The sequence below is a fragment of the Pseudomonas sp. Fl5BN2 genome, from assembly GCF_009908205.1.
Classification (GTDB): Bacteria; Pseudomonadota; Gammaproteobacteria; order Pseudomonadales; family Pseudomonadaceae; genus Aquipseudomonas.
Genome location: NZ_JAAARL010000077.1, coordinates 1 through 433 on the forward strand (window position 1 = coordinate 1; position 433 = coordinate 433).

The 433-nt window shown below is 65.6% G+C and carries 1 protein-coding gene; it reads left to right on the forward strand.

The window, feature by feature from the left end:
- The coding region (locus GV819_RS32640; RefSeq protein ID WP_256667712.1) for a sensor histidine kinase at positions 1 to 429 on the forward strand (429 nt) is incomplete at its 5' end.
- Between the last annotated feature and the right edge of the window lie 4 nt (positions 430 to 433).

A 433-nucleotide genomic window follows, 5' to 3' on the forward strand; every position in this document is an offset into this window, starting at 1 on the left:
GACGTGGTTGCCGAACTGTCACCGGCGGCGGTGCAAAAGCGCATTGACCTGGGGATCGCGGTGGAGTCGCAGCCGGCATCCGTGATGGGTAATGCCGATGCGCTGCGCGTGCTGCTAGTGAACCTTGTCGACAACGCATTGAAATACTGTCCGGCCGGCGCGCGCGTCGATGTGTCGACGGCACATACGCCAGACGGTGGCGCGCAGCTCGTGGTCGAAGACAACGGCCCTGGCATCCCGGCGGAGGAGCGTGAACGCGTGCTCGATCGCTTCTATCGCCCGGCGCAGGCGACCACCGGCGGCAGCGGCCTGGGGCTCGCCATCGTTCGCGAAATCGCGCAGGCGCATGACGACACCCTGGCTCTGGAACCTCGCGAAGGCGGCGGTTTGCGCGTGGTGCTGCGCTTTCCATTCAAGGCTAGCACGTAGAAAC